16 protein-coding genes are annotated in these 22,029 nt (G+C 31.1%); 14 read left to right on the top strand and 2 right to left on the bottom strand.

Annotated elements, in window-relative coordinates; translation table 11 throughout:
* The first annotated feature begins 265 nt into the window (after nucleotides 1–265).
* The 4 genes from CSPA_RS29845 (at nucleotide 266) to CSPA_RS23145 (ending at nucleotide 4,403) form a co-directional block, all read left to right on the top strand.
* Nucleotides 266–406 (top strand): hypothetical protein, encoded by a 141-nt coding sequence (locus CSPA_RS29845; protein ID WP_017810385.1) that lies wholly within the window; start codon nucleotides 266–268, stop codon nucleotides 404–406.
* A gap of 273 nt (nucleotides 407–679) precedes the next feature.
* Nucleotides 680–2,056, top strand: a complete 1,377-nt coding sequence (locus CSPA_RS23155) for an MFS transporter (RefSeq protein ID WP_015394828.1) — start codon at nucleotides 680–682, stop codon at nucleotides 2,054–2,056.
* Nucleotides 2,057–2,403: 347 nt separating this feature from the next.
* Complete coding sequence (locus tag CSPA_RS23150) at nucleotides 2,404–3,591, top strand: MFS transporter (protein ID WP_015394827.1); 1,188 nt, start codon at nucleotides 2,404–2,406, stop codon at nucleotides 3,589–3,591.
* 2 nt (nucleotides 3,592–3,593) lie between these two features.
* Nucleotides 3,594–4,403 (top strand): DAPG hydrolase family protein, encoded by an 810-nt coding sequence (locus CSPA_RS23145; RefSeq protein WP_015394826.1) that lies wholly within the window; start codon nucleotides 3,594–3,596, stop codon nucleotides 4,401–4,403.
* A 38-nt stretch (nucleotides 4,404–4,441) separates the two neighbouring features.
* Here the strand turns inward: CSPA_RS23145 and CSPA_RS23140 are convergent, their stop codons facing one another.
* A complete protein-coding gene (locus CSPA_RS23140; RefSeq protein WP_015394825.1) occupies nucleotides 4,442–6,409 on the bottom strand; it encodes a BglG family transcription antiterminator in 1,968 nt (655 codons plus the stop codon).
* A 166-nt stretch (nucleotides 6,410–6,575) separates the two neighbouring features.
* On the opposite strand from CSPA_RS23140, the gene CSPA_RS23135 reads away from it, so the two are divergent.
* The 5 genes from CSPA_RS23135 to CSPA_RS23115 all read left to right on the top strand — a co-directional run bounded on the left by CSPA_RS23135 (nucleotide 6,576) and on the right by CSPA_RS23115 (nucleotide 13,148).
* Nucleotides 6,576–7,211 (top strand): class II aldolase/adducin family protein, encoded by a 636-nt coding sequence (locus tag CSPA_RS23135; protein ID WP_015394824.1) that lies wholly within the window; start codon nucleotides 6,576–6,578, stop codon nucleotides 7,209–7,211.
* A gap of 12 nt (nucleotides 7,212–7,223) precedes the next feature.
* Complete coding sequence (locus tag CSPA_RS23130; protein WP_015394823.1) at nucleotides 7,224–8,369, top strand: iron-containing alcohol dehydrogenase; 1,146 nt, start codon at nucleotides 7,224–7,226, stop codon at nucleotides 8,367–8,369.
* A gap of 30 nt (nucleotides 8,370–8,399) precedes the next feature.
* Entirely contained in the window at nucleotides 8,400–10,376 is a 1,977-nt protein-coding gene (locus tag CSPA_RS23125) for an oxidoreductase (RefSeq protein WP_015394822.1), read from the top strand.
* 162 nt (nucleotides 10,377–10,538) lie between these two features.
* The gene (locus CSPA_RS23120; RefSeq protein ID WP_015394821.1) at nucleotides 10,539–12,086 is read left to right on the top strand and encodes a xylulokinase; all 1,548 of its coding nucleotides are present in this window, start codon (nucleotides 10,539–10,541) and stop codon (nucleotides 12,084–12,086) included.
* Nucleotides 12,087–12,098: 12 nt separating this feature from the next.
* Nucleotides 12,099–13,148 carry a 2-hydroxyacid dehydrogenase gene (locus tag CSPA_RS23115; protein ID WP_015394820.1) on the top strand — a complete coding sequence of 350 codons (1,050 nt, stop codon included), beginning with the start codon at nucleotides 12,099–12,101 and terminating at the stop codon, nucleotides 13,146–13,148.
* Between the two features lie 212 nt (nucleotides 13,149–13,360).
* Here CSPA_RS23115 and CSPA_RS23110 read toward each other — a convergent pair whose 3' ends face one another.
* Entirely contained in the window at nucleotides 13,361–14,365 is a 1,005-nt protein-coding gene (locus CSPA_RS23110; RefSeq protein ID WP_015394819.1) for a LacI family DNA-binding transcriptional regulator, read from the bottom strand.
* 414 nt (nucleotides 14,366–14,779) lie between these two features.
* On the opposite strand from CSPA_RS23110, the gene CSPA_RS23105 reads away from it, so the two are divergent.
* The 5 genes from CSPA_RS23105 (at nucleotide 14,780) to CSPA_RS23085 (ending at nucleotide 22,029) form a co-directional block, all read left to right on the top strand.
* Entirely contained in the window at nucleotides 14,780–16,909 is a 2,130-nt protein-coding gene (locus tag CSPA_RS23105) for an FAD-dependent oxidoreductase (RefSeq protein ID WP_015394818.1), read from the top strand.
* Nucleotides 16,910–16,911: 2 nt separating this feature from the next.
* Nucleotides 16,912–18,225 carry an NADH-ubiquinone oxidoreductase-F iron-sulfur binding region domain-containing protein gene (locus tag CSPA_RS23100; RefSeq protein ID WP_015394817.1) on the top strand — a complete coding sequence of 438 codons (1,314 nt, stop codon included), beginning with the start codon at nucleotides 16,912–16,914 and terminating at the stop codon, nucleotides 18,223–18,225.
* Between the two features lie 143 nt (nucleotides 18,226–18,368).
* Nucleotides 18,369–20,132, top strand: coding sequence for an N-acetylmuramoyl-L-alanine amidase family protein (locus tag CSPA_RS23095; RefSeq protein ID WP_015394816.1), 1,764 nt, complete (start codon nucleotides 18,369–18,371; stop codon nucleotides 20,130–20,132).
* A 208-nt stretch (nucleotides 20,133–20,340) separates the two neighbouring features.
* Nucleotides 20,341–21,291 carry a flavodoxin family protein gene (locus CSPA_RS23090; RefSeq protein ID WP_015394815.1) on the top strand — a complete coding sequence of 317 codons (951 nt, stop codon included), beginning with the start codon at nucleotides 20,341–20,343 and terminating at the stop codon, nucleotides 21,289–21,291.
* A gap of 330 nt (nucleotides 21,292–21,621) precedes the next feature.
* Nucleotides 21,622–22,029, top strand: coding sequence for a C-glycoside deglycosidase beta subunit domain-containing protein (locus CSPA_RS23085; protein WP_242838571.1), 408 nt, complete (start codon nucleotides 21,622–21,624; stop codon nucleotides 22,027–22,029).

The raw sequence follows: 22,029 nt of genomic DNA, 5'->3' as shown, positions 1-22,029 counted from the left end.
GTATATATTATTAGATTTTGTAAAGCAGATAGAAGTTTTATATTTATTTTTCAGAAATAAATTGCGATAATATACGTAAAAAAATTGAAAAAATTAGAAAGAAGAAGGAAATAGAAAGTTAATATTTATACAAATAATAAAGGTTTCATAAGCTCTAAAAAGTTTATGAAGCCTTTTTATATAAAAAAACTATAAGTTACTATAAAATTTGTGGATATAAAAGAAAGCTAAGGGACATGCATCAATACTTTTTCTGAAATTAAATATGAAAAAAGATGTAAAAAATAAAGAAAATAAAAAAATTACAGAAAAAAAGTATTGCAAAGGAAATGAAAACGTTATATACTTGCTTTATACATTACAGAAAACAGCTGTTAAAAATTTAATGTCCTTGATCAAGATATAGTTTTGTATGTTCATAGGATAAAAATGTAATATTTAAATGGAGTTTTCAGAATAAAATTCCTAAAAATTACATAAAAAATCATATGAAGAATGAGAGTTTTTATATTTTAATATGAGTTGAGGTGATATAACAATACTTGTAATTAGTGATTCAATGCAATAGTTATGAAAACGTATATATAATATATAAAAATTTAACTATTGGAATTGTTTAGACTTAAGATGAGTGTAGAGTGATGCACATAAAATATAAAAAGAAACAAGGGGGATCTTTATGTCAAGTAATGAAAAAAATGTAAATAGTAATGAAAAACCATTATCATTTGCTAGTATATTTGCTTATGGTTCTGGAAATTTTGCTTCTCAATTATCTTGGACAATGGTAAGTACTTATTTAATTTTGTTTTATACAAATGCAGCTGGAATTGCTGCAGGTGCAGTTGCATTAATTATGTTAATTGTAAGAATATGGGATGCTATATTTGATCCGATTATTGGAGGAATAATGGAACGTACACATACAAAATGGGGACGTTTTAGGCCTTATATTTTATTTGGTGCACCATTTCTTGTAGTACTAACAATTTTAACTTTTACAGTTCCTGATTTTAGTTCTACTGGCAAAATAATATATGCATTTGTTACTTATTTACTTTTAAGCATGTGTTATTCAGTAGTTAATGTTCCATATCTTTCATTACCAGGAGTTATGTCAAGAGACGGTAATGAAATTAATCGTTTATATGCAGCTCAAATGCTTGGTATGACAATAGGTATGATTGCTCTTAATTTATGTACATTACCACTTGTTCAGTACTTTGGTAATGGTGTTGAATCTGTTGGGTATCAAAGAACTGCAGGTATCTTTGCGTTAGTATCTTTGCCTATATTCTTCCTTGTATTTAAAACTTCAAGAGAAGTAGTTACAGTTAAGAAAGAAAATGCACTTCCTGTAAAAGAAGCTGCAAAGCTTATAGTAAAAAATAAACCATTAATTCTTGCAACAATATATACTATTGTTTCAATGATTGGAATGTTTGGTCGTCTTGGTGTTGCAGTATTCTATTACATGTTTGTAGTTGGAAGATTTGATCTTATTACACTTTTTATGATGATGCAAGTTATAGTTGGAACAATTATAATGCCTTTTTCTCCAAAAGTTATCAGAAAGATTGGTAAGAAAAATACTGCTATTTTAGCGATGGTACTTCAAACATTAGCAATGTTAATGATATTCTTTGGTGATCCTACAAATATACCATTCTTAATTGCATCGCACGTTGTATATGGATTAGGATATATATCAGGACCATGTGGAAGCAGTATGACAGTAGATTCAATTGATTTTGGTGAATGGAAATATGGTGGACGTCCAGATGGTACAGCTTTTGCAATGCAAGTTTTAGGAACAAAAGTTGCTTCAGCAGTTGGTGCTTCATTAGGTATATTTATCATTGGTCTTTTCGGATTTGTAGCAGGGCAACCAGTTACTCCTGAAATAGCTAGAGGTATTAATATCTCTGTTAATTTAGTGCCAGCAGCTTGCTTTATATTAGCACTTATTCCATTATTAATGTATAACTTACCTGAGTCAAAGGTAGAAGAGATACGTAAAGAATTAAAAATTCGTCATGGAGAACATGCTGAATAAAATAATATTTGAATTAGAATAGCTAAAATTTTGAATATTTGATCATATAGCTCTAACATATATACTATGTTTATTAATTACTTACTTAAATGTTTTTAATAGAATTAGGTATATTATGTTAGAGTTATTGTATTATTTCAAGAAAAGTTAAAACTAAATAATTCCTTTATACAGCGGAAAATAACGGTTTGTTTTAATGCTGAAATTTTATTAATATGAGTACATGGAAATGAATGTTTTCAGATATTGATAAAAAGAAAAGAATGCTTTGAGAGTTTTTAGATTCTGGCAGAGAAAGTTCGTATTTAAAATTAATCATAGAACTATAAAATTGAGAGGAAGATAAGATGGAAAAAAGAAAAATAATAATTGCAGTATTATGTATGTCAACATTGGCGCTTTGCTATATGTTAATTGCACCACTATTAGCGGAGATAAATAAATCCTTTCCAAATGCAACAGCCACTCAAATACAATTGATTTATACGATTCCCTCTATAATTGCAGTTCCAGCTATGTTGATTTCGGGAAAAATGGTTTGTTATTTTAGTAAAAAAAATATGGTACTGATAAGTATGTTTATTATAGTGATAAGTGGTTTGATACCAGTACTTTTTAATAGCAATTTAATTGTTTTATATATTGCAAGTGGCTTGATTGGAAGTGGAGTTGGAGTTGTTACAACCCTAAGCTCGAATATAGTTTCAGATTATTTCGAAGATTTGGAATGTGCAAGTATTATGGGGTATCAATCAACAGCAATTAGCATAGGCGGAGCAATTGTATCTGTTATTAGTGGAAAAGTAGCAGCAATAAATTGGTCATATTCTTATTTAATACTTTTAATGTTTATACCATGTATATTTATTGTGTTGAAATTTTTACCTAATGATAGGCCTTTAAAAAAAAGTGAAAAAACTAATAATAATTTAAATAATAGGTTGTTTTATTTCGCATTTTTAGGCTTTTTATGTCAGATTTTTGTGACTGCATACAATTCTAATATAGCATTTTTCATTCAAGATAAGAATCTTGGAAGTGTTGAAGTAGCAGGGGTTGTAAATTCGTTATTTATGTTGATAGGTATTCCAGCAGGCTTCATAGTAGGAAGATTAACCAAGATATTTAAAAGAAATATATTTTGTATAGCGGTTTCTTTTATAGCATGTGGATTTCTTATTACTGCGTTTTCAAATGATATTAAATTTGTGTACCTAGGAGCATTTTTTATAGGGTTTGGTTTTGCTGTTAGATCACCATCAGCAATGACTTTTACAGTAGAGCTTGTAAGTTCAGAGAGTGCTGCTATGGCAATGGCTATTGTAGGGGCTTTCGCTAATATTGGAAATTTTGTAACACCATTTGTAATTAAAATGATAGCTAATATTATTGGAAATGATGTGAGTAGTATATTCGTTGTATGTGGTATTTCCACTATAGTAATAGCTGGATTATATCTTTTTACAAATCCAATAAAAAAATATGTTGAAACTAATAATATAGAAAAAAGTTTTGTGCAAGTAGAGGAGAGATAATAATGTTTACGTGTGAAAACAATAGGCCAATACTAACTGAAAAAGAAAAAAAAATTTCATATTCAAAGTATTTTTATAGAGAAGACACTCCAATAAACGATGAAGTCAAAGAGATTATAGACAATAAAATTATGATGAATCCAGAAGATGTAATTTTAGGGGATAGAATAAATGATATGATAGAACCTGAAAAAATAAAAGTTGAGAATGGATATTGTATTTTGCCAAATGGATGTGGATATGTTGCAGCTTATCACAAGATGCCAGGAGTAACTTTAGAAATGTACAAATGGTGGAATAGTTGGTGGACATCAGGAGAAGAAAGTAATTTAAAATATAAAATATGGTGTCCAAAGCACCATTATGATTCAGGATTTAAATGGAATCTTGAAACTTGTGGTACAGGGTTCCCATTAGAAGATGTATATATTCAAGATTTGTTCAGGGAAGTTCCAGAACGAATGGGTATAGATGTTGAAAAAATGAAAGAATCTAAGTTAGTAATGGTAGATGGAGCTAATGCAACGTCTAGAGTACTTAATGGTGATTATTCTGTAAGACCAATACCAACTGTAGTAGCTCATTTTATATATGAAACAGAAGATGGAATAGAAATGAGAACAAGGTTTTGGAAAGGATATCAAGTTTTGGGAAATAGATTTATACCAGTTTTAAAGAGTGATGATATTGTAACAGAAGAGAGTCTTTTAGGTCTTTTAGAACATAATGTACTGGAGATGGAAGGTGGACTAAAAGTAATACTTCCACAATTATATAAAGAAGAATATCTAGAAAAGAAAACAGAAATATGATATTAAAATTGAGTAAGAGGTAGACATTTGTCTACCTCTTACTCAATTTTTAATCTAAATATTTTTTGAAGATATTTCATCAACTCATCTTTTGTTTTTAGGTGCTGAATATAATCTGGATTGTATCCATTATAAAATAAATTATTGAAAAGTTTAAAAATAATTGTTGCATGCTCTGGTTTAATAGCAACCATTATTATTGTACGGATTTTATAATTGTTCCACTTAATTCTGTGTTCTAAAGTTGCAATGGATAGGCAAGTTTTAATACTTGGAACAAGAGAATACATTAAAACAATTCCAGGTTGAAAAGCAAAGGTTAATATAGATTCTCGTTGTAATATATTCGATAAATATTCTGCGCTAACTAACTGTTCATTTATAAAATCTGAAGCTAGTAATTTTATAATAGAAATCTTATCGTCAAGAATCAATTTTTCGTGCCAAAAAGCACAATTGAACAAATCTTGTAGAGGCGGAAGATTTAAAGAATATAATCTGTCTGATTGTCTTTTTAAAAGATATAGTTCTAGATTTGTTTGATCCATTTGAGTTAATAGTGGAGATATATAAAATATCTCAGGGTTGGGTGTATCTGTAATTTTTTTGTTTACTGTAGTTATAATAAGATCTACTTTTGAAAAATCATAGTTATCTTTTGAACTTACAGGCAATAAGGATACAATGTCTATGTATGTATTAAATCTATCTAATAATCTTCTTTTAAGTGACCAAAGTGCATATAGATTTAGATGGCATAAGATTACAGTTTTAAATTTAGAATTTTCAATATTTTGATTTCTATATTTCAAAGCGCCTGAGATACAAAATGCAAGGTACAAGAGTTCTATATAATTTAGGCGATATTTCATATATTTTAAAGCAACGTTTTGGAATAAGTAGGCAATTTCAAATTCAATTATTAAATTAGCTCTTGCAATATCAGAATTATCCTGGATTTTAATAAAATTATGCATAGGAAATTGTAAATAACGGACATATTGCAATAGTGTAATATAAAAATCTTCATCAAGACTAAGGTCTATATGGTAAGTATTTTTGACTGATTGTAAATAAACATCAGTTATATGTAATATTTCTTTTGAAAAAAAATGTGATACTGTATCAAAATTTAATTTAGAAGCATCCATAAGACGATTACTAGATACATAAAGATAGATATCGAATCTCTCAATTGAATCGAATTGACAGTTGAGTTTTTTTTCTAGTGAGGTTAATATGTCGTCTACTGCTAGTTTTGCTGTAGTGTCTAGAGCAATGTCAGTTACAGATGGATCAGCATTTAATTTATATCCGGATTGTATACGGTGGTACATAATTGATATGGATAGATTTAATGTTACATTATTCAAATCTTCCAACTGGATAGAATATTTATTTAAAAAATATTTAACTTCATTTGTAATGATATCGAGAACTTGTTCGTCTACATATTCATAATTGTAATAAGCGTTTCCATGTGAGTTATAATCCCAATCTTCATGAAAGAGAGCGTTGAGTATTGCACGGCGCTTTCTTTCGTTGTGTTCGAATGTTAAAGAATCCTTTGATTTCATTAACTTTATATGAGGAAAAGAAAAAATATATTTTTTTCTCAATGCTTGTAAGTCGTGATCCAGAGTAGTATGGCTGATAAACATTTCACTCTCAAAATCATAAATATTAATTGGAGAATCTGATAAACATAACTTAAAAGCAATATAGCGAACGCGATCCTCGCGTGTTAAAAATGTATTGTTAGAATTGCTAAAGTTATTTAATGTTTCAGGATTTGATGCTTCTAGCATGTAACCCTTGCTTCGTACCGATATAATCTGTATTTTTCTATTGAACAATTTACTGTTAATTTCAGTGATATCATTACGAATGGTGCGAGGTGATACTTGAAGATAAGTTGCTAATTCAGTACCAGTTACATAACTCTTTTGATTCTGTATATAATTTAATAGTTTTCTTTGCCTAAGTATCAAGTTATTGGAATTCATGAAATGCTCCTCCTGTGTCATGTGTTTATAAAATTATATCAAATAATAAACTTTATAGTAAGTATAGAAGAATAATATTTCCGTTTTAAAGAGGAAAAACATGAGTTGAGAAGCATGAAAACCTTATATTAATATTATATTATAAAAAACAAGGAGGAATTCATAAATGAAATACGAAAAAATTAGAAAACAAGTACTAGAGGCAATTTTAGATGCGGTTGATATGGGATTAATTAAGGGTACATCAGGAAATATTGCAGTAAGAGATGAAGAAGAAGATGTTGTTGCAATTACTCCAAGTGGAATTGCATACAAAACAATGAAAGCAGAAGACATTGCAATTGTAGATTTAAATGGAAAATGGTTAGATGGACCATATAAACCTTCATCAGAAGTTCCAATGCATACTGCAATTCTTAGAGCAAGACCAGACATTAAAGCAACAGTTCATACACATGGTATGTTTGCAACAATAGCAGCTATGGAGGGTGAATTACTGCCAACAACACCACCACAAGCTGAATTTGTACCAATTAATATTGTTCCATTTACTATGCCAGGAAGTAATGATCTTGCAGATTTAGTAGTAAAAACATTAGGCGATGGAAGAGCTGCATTAATGAAAAATCATGGAATGATTTGTTGTGGAAAAAATATTAAAGCAGCAATGGCAGCCACTATTTATACAGAAGAAATGGCAACTACTCAATATTATGCAAAATCAGCTGGAATATTCAAACCACTTCCAGAAGAAGCAGTACAAAAAATGAAAGAGTTGATTGCGGCAGATCAAGCTGTATAGGGGGAAAAATTAATGGTAAGTAACTTTTTCGTGAGTAGCAATATTATGTTTGGTAAGGATTCTGTAAAAGAACTACCTGCTATGTTAAAGCAATATGGTGCAGAAAATGTAATGATCGTTTATGATAATGGTGTTAAAATGGCAGGAATTGCAGATCAAGTACTGGAAACACTAAAAGAAGTTGATGTAAATGTTGTGATTTTTGATAAGGTACTTCCAAATCCAACAAATGAATTAGTGGAAGAAGCTGCTAAACTTGCATTAAATGAAAAAATAGAATTGTTTATTGCAGTTGGGGGAGGAAGTAGTATTGATCTTACAAAAGCAGTGAATATATTAATGACAAATCCAGGGCCAATTGGACAATATGGTGGAATTGGAAATGTAAAAAATGATGTACTACCACTAATTGCAATACCTACAACAGCAGGTACTTCAAGTGAAATTACAAATGTGGTTGCATTAACTGATACAGTGGCAGTGTGCAAATACGTTATTATTGATAATAAACTTACACCAAATAATGTTATCATTGATCCGGAATTTACAAAAACTATGCCAGCATCAGTAACAGCAGCAACAGGTATGGATGCAGTTACTCATGCAGTTGAAAGTTATATTTCAAATATGGCAACACCTCTTACTGAATATAATTCCTTAAAGGGATTAGAAATTCTGTATAATAACTTACCTAAAGTAGTTGCTGATGGAACTGATATGGAAGCAAGAGAACGAATGATGTTAGGCTGCATCGTTACAGGTTTTGGTTTTTCTAATGCTAATTTAGGACTGGTTCATGGAATTGCACATACTTTAAGTGCACATTTTCATCTTGCTCATGGTATGGCAAATGCATCAGTGCTTCCATATGTTATGGAGTTTAATGCAGAAAGCTGTCCTGAAAAAATGGTTGAACTTGCAAAGGCTATTGGACTTTCAGTATCAGGAGAAATTGATAAAGATAAATATTTGTTATCAAATGAATTGAAAAAATTAATAAAAACTCTTGGTATTAAAACATTATCAAAACAAGGAATTAAAGAAAAAGATTTTGAGATGCTTGCGGAAGATGTAATAAAAGAACCAGTATTAAATTTTAATCCTAGACAGAATATTACTAAACAACAAGTATTAGAAATTTTAAAGAAAGCATTATAGTGGTGGTCTATTATTTAAGGAGGAAAATTTATGGAAAAAGAAAATCCGTGTTGTAGAAAGGGAGCAAAATATCCACATTTATATTCTCCTTTACGAATTGGAAATATAAGAATGAAAAACCGCATAATAGCAGCACCTACAAGTCCTAGTATGATTACAACAGAAGGTCATTTTACAAAAGAAATGATAGCCTACTTAGAAGAAAAAGCCTTAGGTGGTGCAAGTGTTGTTACATACGGAGAAGCAATTGTTCATTCAGCAACTGGAAAGTCTCATAATAAGCAATTACAGTTAGATTCTTTTGGTGTAAAACAAGGGCTTGCAGAATGTACAAGAGCAATTCACAATGCTGGTGCATATGCCAATATTCAATTATCACATGGTGGTAAATACGGAGGACTTGCTAGTGTTGGTGGGGATATGGATTGTTGTACTGTTGCTTATGGTTCTAGTCATGAAATTACACCAGAAGGTGAAGTTTTTGAAATGCCTAAGGAGTTAATTCTAGAAATAGTTGAGTCCTACGGAAAAGCAGCAAGATTATGTAAAGATTGTGGTTTTGATATGGTTCAAGTTCATGCAGCACATGGATGGCTGTTCTCACAGTTTTTATCTCCTGTTATGAATCAAAGGACAGATGAGTTTGGAGGTCCATTGGAAAATCGCGCTAGATTTCTGATCATGGCGTTAGATGCTGTGCGTGAAGCTGTAGGTCCACATTTTCCAATTGAACTTCGTCTTTCTGGAGATGATATGACTGAGGTTGGACTTAATCTTGATGATTGTATTGAAGTAGCGAAAATGGTTGAAAATAAAATTAATTTATTTAACATTTCCTGCGGAAATCATGAAGATCCTGCAATGTTTTGCAGAACGCATCCATCATCTTTCTTTCCAAGAGGAGTTAATGTATATCTTGCAGCTGAGATAAAAAAACATGTAAAAACACCAGTTGCATGTGTTGGAAGTCTAAATGATCCAGCTCATATGGAAGAAATCATAGCTACAGGACAATCAGATTTTGTGGAAATTGGTAGAGCTTTATTGGCAGATCCGTATTTACCTAAAAAGGCATTTGAAGGAAGAACTGAGGATATAACTCCTTGTTTACGTTGTTATGAATGTTTTGGTGAGACTAGCAAGAGTGAAACAGTAAAATGTTCAGTTAATCCAACTATGGGGCAGCAATTTCCTGAAAAATTAAGAGATAAGACAGCATTTAATAAGAAAAAAGTCTTGATAGCAGGTGGTGGCCCAGCTGGAATGCAAGCAGCAATTACAGCGGCAGAAAGAGGACATGATGTAACTTTAATTGAGAAGTCTGATAAATTAGGTGGAAACCTTTATCCAGCTGGTGCGGCATATTTTAAAAAAGATATTATAGATTTTTGTAATGTCTTGATTAAGAGAGTAGAAAATGCTGAAGTAAAAGTAATTCTTAATACAGAAGTTACAAAAGAATATGTTAAGGAATTTGCTCCTGATGTATTAATGGTTGCAATAGGTTCAAAGGAACTTGTACCACCAATCAAAGGAATAGATTCTCCAAAAGTTATTATGGCTATTGATGCGGAAGTAAATCACGATAAATTAGGGGAAAAGGTTGTGATTTTAGGAGGCGGACTTGTTGGAAGTGAGGCAGCAGTTTCCTTTAAACATGATGGAAAAGAATGTTCAATTATTGAAATGAAAAATGATGTTGCTGAAGATGTGAATTCATTCTATAGAGGCGGTCTAATGGTAGAAGTCGAAAAATCAGCTACTATATATAGAAATACAATGGTAAAGGAAATAGTACCTTCAGGTGTATTATGCACACGAAATGGTGAAGAATTTATTATTGAAGCAGATAGTATAGTTTGTGCACTTGGTTTTAGAGCGCCATATGATAAAGTTGATGAATTATGTGACTTAGTGGATGAATATTATATAATTGGTGATTGTAAAAATGTTGGACAGATTTATCACGCTATAAATAATGCATATTATTCAGCAATGATGATATAAAAGCAAGGCATGTTGGAAAAATAACAAGTTCATCTACCAAATGATTTACCTCCTTGCCAATAATATATGGTAACCTTGGACTTGTTATTTTTAGGTGTATAAAATATATAGGTTATTAAATGTAAATCAAACATAAGCAAAAGAGAGGAGGAAACTATTTTAATGAAGAAATATTTATTAGGAATTGATCTTGGAACTACAAATTCAAAGGGAATATTGTTTGACGAAGATGGAAATGTAGTGAAAAATCATTCTGAAACTTATAAGACGCATTTTATAAACAATATCTGGGCAGAACAAAACTCAGATGATTGGTGGAATGGAATAAAAAATATTTTGCTCACAATTTGCAGTGATTTGCCAGCAAACATTGCTGAAAATATTGCAGGATTATGCATTAGTTCTCAAACTCCAACGATTTTACCTGTAGATAGAAATGGAATACCTTTAAGAAATGCTATTATATGGATGGATAAGCGAGCAGAAAAGGAATTCAATGAATTACTTAACAAAATTGACAGAAATGAATATAAAGCTATTGTTGGTGGAGAGCCAGATGCATCATTTCTTCCATGTAAATTAATGTGGTTAAAAAAATATGAACCTGAAATTTTTAAAAATGCACATAAGTTTCTTCAGGCGAGTTCTTACGTGAATTATAAGCTTACAGGGGTTTATAGTGCAGATATAGACCAGGCGATTTTATCTCAGTGCTATGATGTTAACAGCCAGAAATGGTCAAAAAGATTAGGGGATATTATTGGTGTGGATTTTGAAAAAATTTTTCCAAAACCAGTAGCTAGTAATACAATAATTGGATATGTAACAGAAGAAGCGGCAAAGCAAACAGGATTATTACCAGGGATTCCTGTTATGGCAGGAACAACAGATGGGATTGCATCAATGTGTGCCATTGGGATTTCTAAACCGGGTCAAGCAGCAGAAATTGCAGGAACTTCATCTTTGATTTTTGCAGGACATACAAGACAAAGTGCTTATGATAGACCAGTTATTTCGAAGGTTTCATCTATTAATGGATTACCATATGTATTTGATGCACCTATTAGTTGTACAGGTGCTAGCATTAAATGGTTTTTGGACACACTTGGTAAGAATTATCTTGAACAAGCTAATTTTACAGGCAAGAATGTATTCGATATCATAAATGAGTTGGCAGCTAAAGTTGAAGCCGGAAGTAATGGAGTACTATATTTTCCATATTTATTAGGGGAAAGAGCTCCCTTATGGAATACTCATGCAAAAGGAATGTTTATTGGCATGTCAATGAATACTACTCAAGAAGATTTGCTAAGGGCCGTGTTTGAAGGGACAACTTTTGCTGTGAAACATGTTTTAGAAGAGATGAAAGCAGCTGGAGCAGAAGTTAATAGTTTTAAAATTGCTGGTGGTGGAGCTAAAAGTAAAACTTGGCTTGAAATTAAAGCATCAATATTAAATATGGATATTCAAATATTAGATAGTAACCTTGATGTACCTTTTGGGGATGTTTTGATTGCAGGAAATGCAGTGGGAATTTATCCAGATATAAATGAAACTATGGAAAAAATGATTAAAATAAAAGAAGTGATTCATCCAAAGGAAGAATGGATAAAAAAATATGAAAAAATTTATCCTTTTTATGTTTCGATGTATAAAGCTTTAAATAGTAACTTAAAGGAATATGAATCTGTTATAAACAGTATATGTTAGGAGGAAAAGATAATGAAAAAGAAATTAGTTTTATGTACAAGTATTCCAAATGAGCGTATGGAGGAAATTAAACAGTATTGTGATGTAACAATAGCTGGTGAATTAAAGCATGGTAAAGGTAATGTTACAGAAGAAATTATTCGTGAAGAATGTAAAGGTTATGAAATTGTTGTTTTAGGAGATGAAAATGCTGGAGCTGATACATTAAAGGAATGGATAGCTTCTGGAATGAAATTTATTGGAGTTGCAAAAGGGACACCTGTAACAGTAGATAATAATACACTTAAAGAAGCAGGAATTCAATTATCTTATACACCAGGTAGAAATGCTCAAGCAGTTGCTGAATTTAATATAGGTTTAATGATTGCTGTATCAAGAAGTATGGTATCAAGTGCAGCAGGGTTATTGATGGGGGATCATTTAGGCGAGCCGGTAGAAAATATTTATAATGTACCAGATAAGAAAAATGTTATTTGGGGACCTTTAGATGAAAACCATCCATACACAGATTATGGTATCGGATGTGAGCTATATGGAAGAACACTTGGTATAGTAGGATATGGTGCAATTGGATCGAAAGTTGCGAAAATTTGCCAAGCATTTGGAATGAAAGTAGTTGCATTTGATGCTTATTGCCCATCAGAGAAAATGGAAAAAGATAATGTTAAACCAGTATCAAGAGATGAGCTTTTAGCATCTAGTGATTTTGTGAGTATTCATTTACCAGTAACAGAGGAAACAAAAGCAAGTGTTAATTTTGAATGGTTTAGCAAAATGAAAAAAAGTGCATTTTTAATTAATACAGCAAGAGCAGCTGTAATTGATCAAAAGTCATTAATTGAAGCCTTGGAAAATAAAGTGATTGCAGGAGCAGCAACAGATGTTTACTGGCAAGAACCTGTTCCAGCAAATCACCCATTATTAAAGATGAAAAATGTTGTCTGCACACCTCACATGGCAGGTTTAACAGTAGATGTTGATAATTGGTCAGGAGAAATTATGGCACAGGATGTTATAGCTTATTTAGAAGGAAAAGAAAGAAAATACATTTGGACAAGATAGCTCAGGTGAAAGTTATATGTAGAAGAACCATAGAGTGAAAGTAATCTCTATGGTTCGTATCTTTTATTGTAAATATGTCAAAATTTAATTTTGTTTTTAATTGATTTTAAAGTATATATTCCAATTGACAATATTAAAATTTCATTTATCAGTGAAATTCATTCAAAATTTCTTGAACAGAAATGTACACTTTTCATTAAAAATTAAATATATTAATTATCTTTTTGTGTAGATTTTCTAATTATAAGCTGATGCTCTATATATATTTTTCTACCTCTAGATAATTCACCGTTAATTAACGAGACTAGCATTTTAATAGTTTCTGAGCCGATTTCCTTAAAGGATTGATCAACAGTTGTGATTGGAGGATCAAAAAACTCTGTAATTTCAGTATTATCAATACCTGCAACAGAAATTTCATCTGGAATCGAGATGCCAGCTCTTTTTAATCTGTAAATACATCCTACCGCTAGAGTATCACTTATACAGAAAATAGCATCAGGCCTGTTTTCTGAAGCAAGAATTTTTTTTGTTGCATCACTTCCGCCATCCATTGTAAAGTCAACATGGAATTTTAAGGAGTCATCACAAGGTAAGTCATTGTCTCTTAATGCATCCATGTAACCTCTTTCACGATCTCTTTCAAAATGTACAAATCTACCTTCAGTTTCAGCAGAAATAATAGCAATTCTTTTTTTACCAGTTTCAATGAGATGAGAAACTACATCATAAGCTATTTTGCGGTCATCAGCTGAAACAATATAGTTATCAGTTGTATCTATAAGAGGATTTCCTATCTGAACTATAGGATAATGACTAAGTAGTTGTTTAAAGTCATTATTACTTTCTGTTATATCTAACAGTACAATTCCTGCAATGACATTATTTTTAAGTATATTAACAACTTCCTTAGCACTTTCTGTACTAATTTGATTACCGCAATAATGGTAGATAACATGATATCCAAGGTCGCTAGCAGTATCTTGAAAACTACTAAATAAATCTTCAAGAAGAGTACCGGTAATAACTAAGATAACCTTTGAATTGTTACGCTTTAATTCTTTATTTTTAGTGCTGACTTTGTAGCCAACCTTTTCGATAGCAGCAAGAACACGTGCGCGCTTTTCTTCTGTTACCATAAAACTATTATTTAATACACGGGAAACGGTTGCAACTGAAACGTCTGCTTCTTTTGCAACATCTATAACTGTAGCCATGACGTACCTCCTTACATTGATTGAATTAGAATGCTTTAAAGAAAATAGCATTAAATTATTTATTATTACTATGAAAGATTAGAATAGTTAGATAAATTAATAAGTAAATTTTAATATGATAATTCTGTAAAACATTTGTAATAAATTATAGTATATATGAAAAATAAAATCAATAGATTATTTAAATTAGAAGGATATGGAAATATGTTGCCAGTAAACTTAAAAAAATAGAATGAAAAATCAATTTTACAGAAAATAAAGATAAAAGTTTCATTATTTTCTGTAAAAAGTTTGACTTTTAATGAAAAAATGATATAATTTAATTATGAAATATCATGAAAAATAAAAAGCAATTAATGAAAACGATACGATGAAATAAACGACGTTTAATGAAAATGAATGGAGGTATTTAGTTTGAAAGACATTAAGATAAATATTGATGGAAAAGAAATTATAACTAAAGAAGGCAAAAGTGTATTGGATTGTGCGTTAGAATCAGGAATATACATACCACACTTATGTCATCATCCTGACTTACCAGAACTTGGAGCATGTAGACTTTGTGTTGTTGAAAATAATGGGGAGATAGTTACAAGCTGCACTTTAAAAGCTGAGGATGGAATGGTTATTAAGACTCAAGGAGAAAAAATTAATAAGAAACGTCAGCTTGCAATGGAATTAATTCTAGCAGCACACCCAGAAGAGTGCTCTACTTGTCCTAAATATGGAAAATGTGAATTACAAGTTTTAATTCAATATTTAGGAGTCGGACCTGAGCGTTTGAGGATGAGAGTGAAACCGTTTCCTAAAAATACCTCTAATCCATTATTTGATCATGATATGACAAGATGTGTATTATGTGGAAGATGTGCTAGAGTATGTCAGAAAGTTCGTAAAGTTAATGCCATAGATTATCAAAAGAAAAATGGCGAAGTTTATATTGGTTCGCCACATGAAAAATTACTTATTGATGCAGATTGTAAATTTTGTGGGGCCTGCGTTGAAATTTGTCCTACAGGAGCTTTAATGGATAAAAAAGAACTAATTGATCTTAATAAGAATAAAGAAACAGCTTTAGTACCATGTAGAAATACTTGTCCAGCTGGAACTGATATTCCTACATATATAAGACTTGTAAATGAAGGCAAATATTCAGAAGCAACAGCGGTTATTAGAGAGAAGCTTCCTATACCTAAAATACTAGGGCATATTTGTAGTCATCCCTGTGAAGCAGAGTGTCGTAGAGGAAATGTAAATGAACCAATATCTATTAGAGAATTAAAACTTTTTGCTGTAGAAAATGATGAAAAAGAAATTTGGAAGAAAAATAGAAAGCAGCTTCCTCCTACAGGGAAAAAGGTTGGAATAATTGGGGCAGGTCCAGCGGGATTAAGTGCAGCATATTATTTAAAAAAGCAAGGACACGATGTAACAGTTTATGAAGCACTTCCTTATGTTGGTGGTATGACAAGAGTAGGAATTCCAGAGTATCGACTACCAAGAGATGTAATAGAAGAAGAAGCTAATCTTATTAAAGAAATAGGTGTAGAAATTGTTACTAATAAAAGAATAGAAAACTTTGAATCATTATTAAATGAAGGATATGATGTAGTTCTAGCTGCAATTGGAGCACATAAAGGTATACGTTTACCAATTGAAGGAAATGATTTAGATGGTGTATTGGTTAATACGGATTTTTTAAGAGCTGCAAGTTTGAATGAAGAGTTAAAGATAGGTGATAAGGTAATAGTCCTTGGTGGTGGAAATGTTGCTTTTGACTGTGCGCGTACTGCAGTAAGACTTGGAGCAAAAAATGTTCATTTGGCATGCTTAGAAAATGAAGAAAACATACCTGCTTCAAAAGATGAAGTAAAAGCAGGTATTGAAGAAGACATTACTATTCATTATTCAAAATCCTTTGCAAAAATTTTAGGTGAAGAAGGTAAGGTTACAGGGATTGAATTTGTAAATATAGAATCGATGTCATTTGATGAAAATAGAAGATTGACAATAAATTTAGTTGAAGGTTCAAATCATACACTTGAAGCTGATCAAATTATATTTGCAACAGGACAAAGGCCAGAAATTAATGAAGGTTGTGGATTTGAATTAGGTAGAGGAAATACAATTGTTGTTAATGACATGCAAGAAACTAATAAAAAAGGTATTTTTGCTGCAGGAGATGCAATTTATGGTACTAACTCTGTAGTAAAAGCTGTCGCTTCAGGAAGAGATGCAGCTAAAGCCATAGATAAATTTTTAGGTGGAGATGGAAATATAGAAGAACATCTTATTGATGTAGACGAGCCTAACAAATGTATAGGTAAAAAAGCAGGCTTTGGATATGAAGAAAGAATTATTACTAATGAAGTTGATGTGAATTCTCGAAAGAATAATTTTAGCAGAGCAGAAAATGGATTTACCTGTGAACAAGCAAATAAAGAAAGCAGCAGATGCTTACAATGTGATTTGCGTCTAGGAATATCAAAGCCTAAAACTTGGAATGATTTTGCTGGAATTACTATTGAAAGGGGCAACGATTAACTATGATAAATGAATTTAAACCAATTCTTATGCGTAATTTTAATACAAATAATTTAGAATCTGAAGGATTATATAAAGCAATGAGTTTATCATCACAAGAAATAATAGCTAGAATTGAGAAACTTCAGTTAAAAGAATGTGGTGTGTATTCAGAAAGTGTTGCTGATAAGTGGAAAAAAGTGATTTCTGCACCTAATAATGAAGAAAAAAAGTTGATTACTGGCTTTAATAATATAGATAATTCGTATGTTTCAATATGTCTTCTTGAAAATGATCCAGCTAATGTTTTAGGTGGCATGGCAATAGCAGGAAGAGCAGTGGATGTTTTAAAAGGAATTCTTTATATTCCAGAAGAAAAGGCAAATTTAAAAAAAGTTTTAGAAAATAAAATAAAAGAAATAGAATTATATGGTTTTGAAGTTGAATTTGCAATTGGGAAAATTGATGTGAGGCAAGTAGAAGAATATGATCTAATGCATCATGTTGATACTATGGCATCTATTGCAGCATATTTCGATGTAGAAGAAGAATATATTCCTTCAAGAATTATTTCAGTAACAGGAGCTGTAAATAAGCCAGGAATTGGAGAAATTCCTGAAAATACTAATGTACGAGCAATAGTTGAGGAAGTTTCGGGAGGTTTTGAAGACGAAATTCAAGCAATTGTCCTTGGAGGACAAAGTGGAAGGTGTCTTGCTGAGTCTGAAGCAGAAAAAACTATTTTTGAAAATAGCAGTACTAATGAAATTATTGTTCTAAATAAAAAAGAATGTATTGTAGATTTTGCAAAACAAGGAATAACAAAAATGTATGAAGGTACATGTGGAAAATGTACCTTCTGTAGAGAAGGCTTATATCAATTAAAGCAAATGATTTCAGATGCTACAGAAGGAAAAAGTAAAGCTGAAGATTTTGAATTAATAGAAGCAATTGCGAGTGAAGTATCAGAAGAAACTTTATGCAGCTACGGACAAAAGTCAACTGAATTTGTAAAAACTTCAATGCAATTATTCAAAGCTAACTATGAATCACATATTAAAAGAAAAAAATGTCCTGTTGATTTATGTGGGAATTCTCAAAATATTGCTATAAAGGGCGATGTTTGTGATGGATGTGGTGAATGTATGGATGTATGTGAATTTGATGCAATTGAAGGAAAAAGTGGATATATTCATATGATTGATGAGTTTGACTGTACTAAATGTGGTAAATGCATAGATATTTGTCCAGTTTCTGCAATAGTAAAAATTTCAGGAAATAAATCTATAGGTCCAGATAAGCTTACTCGCGTTGGAAGATGGAAAAAGAGAAGATAAAAATAATATATTTGACCTCTGTTTTTAATTAATTTTCTTTATTAGTATTAAAAAACTATGATTATATATCTGTAAGGTTTTTTGAATGTAAAGAAAATATTAAAATAAATAAACTAATAATAAAGTAAGGGGAAATGAAAAATATGTTAAAAAGATTTACAAAAGTTACAAGCTTATTGATTGCTGCTGCATCTGTTGTATCAATGGTTCCAGTTATGGCGGCAGATGTTAAAACAATTGATGCTCAAGAAGGTACGGTTTATCAAGGTGATGCAAAAGGTGATGGATTATTTTATATTGGTGGAGAAATAAATGGTGAGGAAGCTGGCTATTATGTAGCCGATAATAAGTATACTAAGGTTGATGGAATTGAAACAGGTGATAGTGTAGGAAAAACTTACAAGAATGAATATCTAGAATTTCAAGATGGAGATTACTATTTAGATTATAAAACTGGTAAAAAGATAGATGATAGCATAGGTGATGATGTAATAGATGATGCAGCATCAGCAGTAAGAAAAAATATAAAAAATGATAATGATGGAAGATTTACTGATGCAGCAGTTAATGCTATAGCTACAGCTCAACCAAAGCGTTATGGTGCAGGGACTCGTGAGGTGTTTTTCGATGGTCCTTTTGGAACTTGGAGTCATTATCAATATGATCTAAAAACTGCTAGTCTTAATGGACAAACAAAATCTACAATATATGCAGATACAGAAGGAAAATATATAGATGGGGACTATAGCTTAGGAGACCTTAAAGTATATTCAACAGGTGCAAGTGTTACTATTAAAAACACAAAAGATACTTATGAATTAAAAGGTACTGATGGTAATACATATGAATTTAAAGCAGCAATAAAGGAAAATGCTGTTTTGACAGAAGGATATGCTGACATATTTAGAGTAGCAGACTTATCAATATATTCGAGACAAAAAGGTGTTGGAAGTTATCAAGACGTAACTAGCACTGTAAAGTTTGGTGGACAAAATGGTTATATAGCAGCAAGTAGCAATATTAATGGCGATGGTTCAGTAAGAGTGCTAGAAAAATTATCAAAAGAACAAGCTTCTGAGGACGTGGATGGAATTAAGTATCCTAAGTCAACAAATATTTATTTTTTAACTGATGAAAACGGAACATATGAATCATTGTTTGGAATTTATGATCCATCACGTGGTGATCATACTCCGTTATTTACAACAAGTGCAAAATGCATAACAAGTGCTTATGTAGACAACAGTAATAATAAATTATATGGACAAACTGTTACTTTAAAAAATAAAAATGGCTATAGCTACGTAGATTTAAGTGATAGTGATTCAACAGATATAGAGAATAAAGATGCATGGGCGATAGGTGGAGGAGATTTATATTGCTTAAGTAATGGATATGTTAAGGATTGGGATGGAAAAGAGAGTTTTGAGAAGATCTATAAAGTAGATGGAGCAATGAGCAAGATAAAGGCTAGTGATAAAAATAATATATTAGTATGGAGCGATGAAGCAAGCAATAGTAATAACGTTTATTCAGTAATATCAAACAAAGCTTCATCTGGAGATAAAACAACAACTGATACAAAAACTACAGAAGCTGCAAAAGCGGGATGGACAAAAGCAGCAGATGGAACATGGACTTTTGTTAATACAGATGGAACAGCAGCTAAAGGCTGGAAACAAGATGGGACTGTTTGGTATTATTTAGATCCAACTACAGGTGTTATGGCAACTGGATGGAAAAATGTGAGTAATACTTGGTATTACTTAAATGCATCAGGAGCAATGCAAACAGGCTGGATCAATGACAATGGAACTTGGTACTACTGTAATGCATCAGGAACAATGCTTGCTAATACAACAGTTGATGGATATGTATTAGGTGCTAATGGAGCTTGGGTTAAGTAAGTTATCCCAAAGTAAATATTTTGTTAAATGTTGTTGATCAGTGATCAATGCGAGTTTAGTAAATTTAAAAGTAAGAATATATGATTTAGCATGGGCATTCATTGTTTGAATGAATGCCTATCAAACAAATTAGTAAATAATTAAATTAATATTATTTAAATATAAAATATGATTTTGATTAGAAGATAATCAAGAAAAGGAGATTGAAATGAAAGTATTAGGAATATCTTTTGGAAGAAAAATGAGATGTGGTGAAATATTAGTTAAGGAGGCTCTTTATAAAGCAAAAGAAGCTGGTGCGGATGTACAATTTATAAATGCTGTTAATATGAATATTCAACACTGCAAAGGCTGTGATGCTTGTAGTGCAGGAAGAAATAATGGTAAACAAATTAAATGTATTATAAAAGACGATTATGAAATATTAGAACAAGCTGTTCTAGATGCAGATGCAGTAATATTAGCTGCACCAGTATTTGCAATTGCACCATCAGGGCAACTAAAGAATTTTATTGATCGTTTTGGACCAGCTCATGACAGAGCTGCGCTTGTAGCAGAACAAAATAAACGTATTGCAGCAGGTACAGAATTATTAGATGAAAGAGCATTTAAAGATAGATATGTAGGATATATTTCTGTTGGTGGAGCTAGTACACAAAATTGGGTTTCATTAGGACTTCCAACAATGAATATATTTGGATTTTCATTAATGATGAAGGTTGTTGGGCAAATTGATGCTTATGATATGGGAAGAACTGCAAATCCTGTTTTAGATCAAGATTTAATGAACAGAGTGGGAGAATTAGGAAAGAGAGTTGCAGAAGCTGTTGGAAAACCATATGAAGAAGTTGAATGGTTTGGAGAAGAGGGGACTTGTCCAGTTTGCCATTGTAATTTACTTAGTGTAAACAAAACTACAACAGTTGAATGTCCAATCTGTGGAATAGAAGGTCATTTATCTATAGAGGGAGATAAAGTAAAGGTTGAATTTAGTAAAGAGCAACAAAATCGTGCAAGAGGAACTAAGATTGGATTACAAGAACATTATGATGAAATCCAAGGTATGATAAAAGTTTGTGTTCCAAAATTACAAGCAAACCAAGAGACTTTACCGAAAATGTTAGAAAAATATAAGAATTTTGATGAATTAATTAAATAAGGTATATTTAATTCAATTTATTAGAAGATACCAATTATATCAATTGTGTAAGTGACATATATTTATGGAATTAAAATATTATATAAAGCTATATAATATTTGATAATAAAAAGATTAATCCTTATAAAGTGCAGACAATGAAAAATATGATTGGTATCTATAATTTCAAAATTGAAAATTAAGCTATATATATTGAAAAAAGAATTGTTCAAATCTTAAAGATTCAAAACTGAACTTAATATTCAATTGTCAATTATCAATGATCATTGACAATCGAGTACTGATCATTGATAATTGATAATTTTAAAGTATATAGTTATTAGATAAAAAATGAAGGGAGTAAAGGAAATGTTTGCAAAGCATATGTATAATCCAGATGGATTTAAAAATACTGTAGTGAATGATGAAATAGTAGGATTCCAATTTGATATGAGAATCCAATATTATCGTGGAGTTACACTTTCTATTATAAGAAATATTGAAGTTGAGGTTGATGGGGAAGCATATCAAAGAGAAGATATTCGTTTTACTGTAAATGGTGAAACCTTTACTTTAGAAGAAATGCGTACAGTTATAGATAATCGTTGGCTATTTGGTCAATTTGCTACAGTTACTGTAATGAAACAAGGCGGTTTAAAAACAGGTGCGCATCATATTAAATGTACTCAAACTATTGCACCATCATATATGCCAATGATTTTAGTACATCCTGGTGAATATGATTTTGAGATTAGATAG

Origin of the sequence: Clostridium saccharoperbutylacetonicum N1-4(HMT) (assembly GCF_000340885.1) — a bacterium.
GTDB lineage: Bacteria > Bacillota > Clostridia > Clostridiales > Clostridiaceae > Clostridium > Clostridium saccharoperbutylacetonicum.
Note: the sequence above shows the minus strand (reverse complement) of the source record. Positions and strands in the feature narration are given on the sequence as shown.